This is a genomic window from Niveispirillum sp. GW835-FHT14G11, assembly GCF_058793615.1.
Map to the genome: position 1 here is coordinate 64742 of NZ_JBXAFZ010000027.1, position 6925 is coordinate 71666.

Below are 6925 nucleotides of genomic sequence, written 5' to 3' on the forward strand. Positions count from 1 at the left end.
TAGTCAGGCGGCGATCTCGGCACGACAGGTCGGCCCGCCGAAAAGCTCAAAGTTGGTTTCAATGTCATGCCGCGAGAACGACGCAGCCCCGGTTTTGCGGTTCACGTCATCCTGGTCAAGGTACAGATCACAGTAGTAGCGGCCATCCGCGCCAACCCAGCGGAGAACGGCGCAGCCCGTCCAGAGGCCGTAGTGGGCTGATGCGTCGGAGGCGTCGCCCGTCTGATATTGCCGCGACCATCACAACAGCACGTAGGGGCAGGTCGAATGCAGCATGGCCGGTTCCCTTCGAGATCTGGGTGTCAGGCAGTCGGCCGACGCTGGCGCGGAGCCCTGGCGCAAAGGGCGGCACTGGCCACTTCTTCCCACTGTCGGCAGCGCGCATCACCGTCAGCTGCAGCCTCCAAGACGGAAGCGCCGCCAAACTCATATCCAAGTGCGATGCCGACAGCACGGGCGGCCGCTTCAAGACGATCCTTCGAAATCGACATAGGGTATTCCTCCCGCGCCTCGACATGTGATCAGACTTTGTAGTCATCACACTCGGCACATGATACGTGTTTTGACATGGTGACAACGACCGTATCAAAACACGAAGTACCGGGCAAGCGGTGTCGTGTTTTGACAGGATGGTGCTTCGCATGGTAAACAGGGTTTCGTTCGTTCGCCTGACCCAGCATGGTCCATCTCTGGCGAGATGCAAAGATGTGCTTCGCGGCCGGGGCTACCCTGTTGATGAAGTGGACGATCCCATTTACGTGGCGGAGCCTGAGACCAAGAAGAAGAGGGAACTGTCGTTGGCAGCCATAGAGCCGCTGGCCCAAGCAGTTGTCTCCGTCATGTCGGGCGGCATCCTCGGTGTACCTAGCATGACTGCGTTCGGGTCGACTGTGGTTTGGTTCGAGGCGTGCGCAAAACTCGCAGCGAAGGACTGCCAGGTCGAGGATGCGGAAACCGGGAGGGTGCTGGACCCTAGAAAGGGCGCAGACATTGCCGCCGGAGCCGCCATGCTGCAACAGGCCGTCAACCGAAGGAAGGGCCGCACCATGACCGAGAAGCGTGTCGCGGCCGGCGTGACTGGAGGCAGGAAGAAGATCAAGCTAGCAGGCGCTCGGCTGTCCGAAGCCCTGACACTGTTCGTGGACCTGGAATGGAGCGTGCCGGCGATGGCCGAACATTTCGATATGAGCACGTCGACCTTTCTGCGCCGCGTTCGCGATGAAACAGGCATATCGTCACGCGAAGTGGCTGTGCGGCTCCACCGCGAGGGAAGCTGGCCACCGCCGACCAAGGCTCCAGATCGCCGGCGCAGTTCAATCAAAGCCGACAAGTCGTAAGGTGACGATCAGAGGCCCTCGCCGCAAATTCTCGTTCGTGCTTGCGTTTTTTCCTGTTGTTAGCGACAAGTAAAGAATGGTGGTAGAGACGATTCAGTTCACCCAGGAGCAGGCACGCGACATCGCGAGGGTTTCGCTTGGCGACGTGCGCGCTTGGCGCAAAGCCGTGCCGTATCTGGCCGACAAGCCCGGCAAGGCAGCGCGGTTCACCTTCGAGGACTTGGTGGGCCTCGCGATCACTAGCGATCTGACTAACCGCTTTGGAGTGCGGATCAGCGACATTGGGACCAGCGTGGACATGCTATTTCACGAACTCGCCGACGCGCGGCCTGCCCATCTCGAAGGCTTTGTTGCGCTTATCGGCTCGGCATGCGCGCGTCTCCTGACGATCAGCGATTTCTCGGTGCGGCAGATCAGTGAGCCCGCGCTAGTCGTGCCCTGCGCTCCCATTGTCAGTCAGATCGGTGCTCGTATGATGCCCTCGACGCTCAGTGCGGCGCAGACCGCGCTTCCTTTCCCGTTGCTAATCCTCAAGGCCGGACGATGAGCGAGGACTATCTCGAACGTCCGGTGTATGGTGCGCCGAGTCCTATGCAGCAACTGGGCAAAACCCCGCACGGCTTTTCGCCGCCGACCGCCATAGTGGTTGGACGATGACCGGATCCGTAAAGATTGATCTTGTCGAGGCGCTTCGGCAATTCGGGGCGGATGAGACGGCGTTGCGTTTGCTCGACGACAAAGAGCCTGCGCTCCTCCCTTATGCAACCTTGCTGTCTGCCCGCAGCGCCGGCAACGAGGATCTCCAGACGGTCGGCGGCATCTATGAGTGGCAAGGCTCACCGCTCGTCTTTCTGGTGGCAGCGGACCTGCTGGGCGAAGATGAGGCGCGCCTTCAGCGGATCCGGCGCCTACTCGCTATGCGCGGAGACGCGCCCTATCTAGGCGTCGTCGGTGCCGGACGTCTTGACATCTATCATATTAGCCTCGACGACTGCCGCCTGGCAGAGGCACGTGTTGATGTCGGGGTCGCGACAGGCCAGGAAATAGCGACGCTGGCCCATCTGGCTAATGCCCGGCCGGGTCTGCCGGCAGGCAACCGGCAATGGATTTCACAAGTCGTCCTCAAGCTTCTCGGCGGCTCAATCGACACGCTGAAGACTGTGTGCGGCGTCGATGATGACGATGCGATATCGCTAGTGGGACGCGCGCTCTTCACGCGCTTCCTCGGCGACCGTCACCTGCTGGGATCACTTGGGGTAGATATCCGCACAGCGGCAGGACTATTCGATGATGCGGCGAGCGCCGCGAAGACATCCGATTGGCTCGATGCCACCTTCAACGGTGATTTCCTGCCTACCTCTCTAGGAATCTGGGAGCGGTTGCCGCAAGACGCTTTCAAGGTGCTCGGCGACATCCTGCGGCGAGCACCGGGAGGCCAGTTGTATCTCAGCTGGGAAGAGCGCTGGGATAATCTCGACTTCGCCCACATCCCAGTCGGGGTGCTCAGCCAAGCCTATGAGCATTATCTTCACAGACACGCGCCCGACCGGCAGCGGCGAGAAGGGGGTTTCTACACGCCACGTCCGATCGCAGACCTGATGGTGCGCGGAGGGCTGAACGCGGTCGCCCGCACGATGCCTGCCCATGCAGCCCGCATCCTTGACCCCGCTGCGGGTGCCGGCGTCTTCCTGATTACGGCCTTCCGCCAGTTGGTGGCTGAGAATTGGCGCGCATCCGGACGGCGCCCGGACACGCATGAACTGCGCCGCATTCTCTACGATCAAGTCACCGGCTTCGACATCAACGAGGCGGCCCTCCGGTTCGCAGCACTCGGTCTCTATCTCATGTCGATCGAGCTCGACGCGCATCCAGAGCCCGTGAGGAAGCTCAAATTCGAGAATCTTCGTGGACGTGTTCTCCTCAAGATGAACGGCGACGAACAGGAGAGGTCGTTGGGAAGCCTCGGGTCTGCCGTAGGCGATGAACATGTCGGCCGGTATGACCTCGTTGTCGGCAACCCGCCTTGGGCGACCAGCACCCGCCTGCCCGGGTGGCATGAGGTGCAGGCTATCATCCATCGTATCGCAGCTGAGCGTTTGCCGGCGAACTATCCGCCGCCGCCGATCCCAAACGAGGTGCTTGATTTGCCTTTCGTGTGGCGCGCGATGGAATGGGCGAAGCCGCTTGGCCAGATCGCCTTCGCGCTTCATGCGCGGCTGCTGTTCCAGCAGGGCGATGGCATGCAGTCGGCGCGAAGGGCGTTGTTTGCGGCGCTTGATGTCACGGGTGTGGTCAATGGTGTCGAGTTGCGCCAGACACGGGTATGGCCGGAAATCGCGGCGCCCTTCTGCATTCTTTACGCTCGCAACCAGGTGCCTCCACTGGGCGCAGGATGCCGCCTCGTCAACCCCCGGCTGGAAGGCGCACTCAACCAGTCTGGCGGCATGCGGATCGATGCGACCAATGCCGAACTGATCACAGCGCAGGAGATCATTGAAACGCCGGAGATATTCAAGCTTCTCTTTAAAGGGACGCGGGCAGACGTCCAGGTCTATGAACGCCTGAGGGCCTATTGTCCCGAGCGCCTTGGCGAGTATTGGCGCCGCCTCTTCGGGGGCGAGGCCGGACGGGCCCGTTTTACCGGAAACGGGTACCAGAAGCTGAGAAAGAGCAGCCGCATCAGAAAACATGGAGATGGCCTGCCGGGCGAGCCGGCTGACTATTTGCACGGTCGCCGGGAAGTCACGCTCGCATCGATGACCGATATCCTGGTCGACGAAGAGGCGCTTCCCTTCTTCACCGAGGCCCGCATTCATGACGCGCGGGCCGAGACATTGTTCGACGGTCCGCTCGTCGTCGTCAAGAAAGCTCCGCCTGCATCTCTCGGACGGATCAAGACGGCTGTCGTGCAGGGTGGCGCCGTATTCAACACCAGCCTATACGGCTATAGCTCGCGAGCATACGATAATGGATTGCTCGTCCGTTACCTGAGCCTCGTCATCGGCAGCAAGATCGCTCTGTGGCAGGTACTAGTCACCAGTGGCGAGTTCGGCTTCGAGCGCGATACGATCGAAAAGTCGACGATCGACCGGCTGTTCATCCCGACGATGGAATCCCTCTCCAACGATGATCGGGGTGAAGTGCTTCGGCTTTTCCAATTGGTCCAGGACGGCGCCGGGCATGCATGGGACGAGGTCGATCGTTGGTGCGCCAGAATCTATCATCTGCGCGAGCGCGACTTACAGGTCGTGTCAGACACGCTGCAGTTCAACCTCCCTTTTGCTGAAAACCGTCGTCTCGCCCAAGCTCCGGCCGGAGACGAGGCTGTAAACCAATTCTGCAAGGTTCTGGAGGCCGAATTGTCGCTGTGGGGACAAAGGCTCGGCCGGTCCATCGAAGCACTTCCGGTGGCCAAGATGGGCGCATCACCGTGGCGAGGAATCCGTCTCACGTCCAGCATCGCGAGGCCGAAACGACAGCCAGCCCAGCATATCGACTGGGCCAAATTTCTGCCTCTCGCAGACCATTTCGCGGCAGCGGAGGTCATTTTCAAAGAGGCGCATGATTGCTTGTGGCTAGGGCGGCTCGACCAAGCGCGCTACTGGTCGGAAAGCCAAGCCCGACTTGTCGCGCAGCGATTAGCTTGGGAGCATATGGATGTGCTGAAGGGGCAGACAAACACGTGACTACCGGCTCCTCCATCCCGCGTCCCGAGCAGATTGATGAACTCACGCGTGGGATCGAGCTGCCATTGGCCGCGTTGCATGAGGAACATCTGGCCCTGATCGCCGACGTGATCGCGCTCGCCTGGAGCGACCTTGCCTTCAATCGGGCGAACACGCTGGCGACGGGTTCCGAGGCCGAGATCAACGCACTGCTGGAAGCCCGCCTGAACCGCCTGCTCGACGAGCACCCCTTGTGGGAACAACTGGTCCGCTCTGTCGCGCGCGGCAAGGAGACGGTGAGTTTCAACGGAGCACATCTCGAGAAACGCCCGGATCTTTCTATCTTCTTGTCAGGACGATCCCCGGCCTTTCCGCTGGTCGTCGAATGCAAGCTCATCGATGCGCCAGAGGGAAAGTCCGGTACCCTCTATTGCAACAACGGCCTGCGCCGCTTCCTGACCGGCGAGTATGGCTGGTCAGGCCAAGACGGCTTCATGCTCGCTTACGTTCGCGACCAGTCCACGATCGGGTCCTGCCTGTTACCGTTGCTTTCCGCTGGTCGAGCCGTAGAACCGGACCCTTTTGCGACTAGAGACTTGCCCAACGTGGGTGGACATGCGGTACTTGACTTGGCGGCATCACGGCACGACCGCGCTTTTCGCTACCTGAACCGAGATGCGCCCAGAGATGCGCCTGGTCCAATCGATGTATGGCACCTCTGGCTGCCAGCCCTGAGCGGCGGCACTTTGTCAGCGAGATGAGCAGCGCCCAAGGACGAGACCTTGGCGCGCGATAGCAGCACAAGGTGAAAGAGGACAGGGCCGTGGCATATTACCTGAGGCGACATGATGGAGTGGCAGAGACGTATCTGTACTGGTGGAATGAAAAGGGGGCGGCTTGGGGACTGGAACCGGAGAAGGCGCACCTCTTCCGCGATCCTGGGGAAGCGCTCGATTTGGCGGTTACCTGCGGCGGTCCAGCCGATGCCGGCCCCATCACGCTGGTTGAGACATGATCACGAGGTGAGGAAGGAGCAACAGACTATGAGCAAGATTCATTCGGCCCGCTATTGCCCAACACTGAAGGAACTCGGGGGTGGCGACGACAATCACCAGTGGATGGTGCTGCTGGAACTGTCGGACGCCATGGGCCTGCAAGCGTTCGATCAAGGCCGAACCCAGGTTTCCTTTCTCCTTCCACGAGGTGCGTCTGAAGAGGATGCCAAGGCGCTGCGCGATGCGTTGAACGTATCCGGCGTCAAGGTTGGGATCATTCAAGATTGATCACAAGGTGAGGAAGGCGATGACCCTGCGCGGATTGCTGAAGATCGTCTTGGTGGTGTTGTGGGCGGTCTGGTTTATAGCCACGTGCGTGGGACATGCCGGGTTCGGGGAGCAATGGTTCCTGGTCGGGTTCTATTTCCTCGCCATTTCCTTCCCTGTCAGCCTCTGGTTTCTGAAGGCGGACGCGACGGACGGCCATGTGACCACAAGGTGAGGAGCGGGAGCGGACAATGGAGGTGCTGGGGCCGGTTCTGGCCACCTACGAGGCGGCAAACGGCTGGCGGGTGACCATCCATGACGGTGCCCCGCAGCTTAATGGCCGGCACGTGCGCGGGCCAATTGCCCGGATGGTGGCCAAGGCGCGGTCGCTCATATGGTCCGATGCCTGGACCGGTCGAAATGGGACGACGGTGATAACCAACCCCACTGGCCAGCAGGTTGTTTCCGGTTACTGGATGGATTGGCGCGAGGTAGAATGGGGCCTGTCCTGGCTTCGATATCGCACCATGAGCAGGAGGGATCGGGCGGCGCTCGAAGTTCATCAGCAGGCAACAGCCTATTTGCGGGACTATCGGGAATTCCGTGCTCGGCTGGGCGGTTTCAAATCAGGCGTTCATGGCCTTTGTGAACCTGTCGCCGA

General features: G+C 60.8%; 7 protein-coding genes. All 7 read left to right on the forward strand.

Translation table 11 applies throughout. The features are described 5' to 3' along the window. The first annotated feature begins 641 nt into the window (after window positions 1-641). Complete coding sequence (locus AC1Q7F_RS30510; RefSeq protein ID WP_492512316.1) at window positions 642-1337, forward strand: helix-turn-helix transcriptional regulator; 696 nt, start codon at window positions 642-644, stop codon at window positions 1335-1337. 76 nt (window positions 1338-1413) lie between these two features. After that, window positions 1414-1884, forward strand: a complete 471-nt coding sequence (locus AC1Q7F_RS30515; protein WP_492512317.1) for a hypothetical protein — start codon at window positions 1414-1416, stop codon at window positions 1882-1884. 106 nt (window positions 1885-1990) lie between these two features. Next, entirely contained in the window at window positions 1991-5023 is a 3033-nt protein-coding gene (locus AC1Q7F_RS30520; protein ID WP_492512318.1) for an HsdM family class I SAM-dependent methyltransferase, read from the forward strand. Continuing rightward, window positions 5020-5763, forward strand: coding sequence for a hypothetical protein (locus tag AC1Q7F_RS30525; protein ID WP_492512319.1), 744 nt, complete (start codon window positions 5020-5022; stop codon window positions 5761-5763). Before AC1Q7F_RS30520 ends, AC1Q7F_RS30525 begins: the two co-directional genes overlap by 4 nt. Before the next feature lie 282 nt (window positions 5764-6045). Beyond that, window positions 6046-6285, forward strand: coding sequence for a hypothetical protein (locus tag AC1Q7F_RS30530; protein WP_492512320.1), 240 nt, complete (start codon window positions 6046-6048; stop codon window positions 6283-6285). Between the two features lie 19 nt (window positions 6286-6304). Next, window positions 6305-6499, forward strand: a complete 195-nt coding sequence (locus AC1Q7F_RS30535; protein WP_492512321.1) for a hypothetical protein — start codon at window positions 6305-6307, stop codon at window positions 6497-6499. 16 nt (window positions 6500-6515) lie between these two features. Further along, window positions 6516-6925: hypothetical protein (locus tag AC1Q7F_RS30540; RefSeq protein WP_492512322.1), on the forward strand; the 410-nt coding region annotated here is incomplete at its 3' end.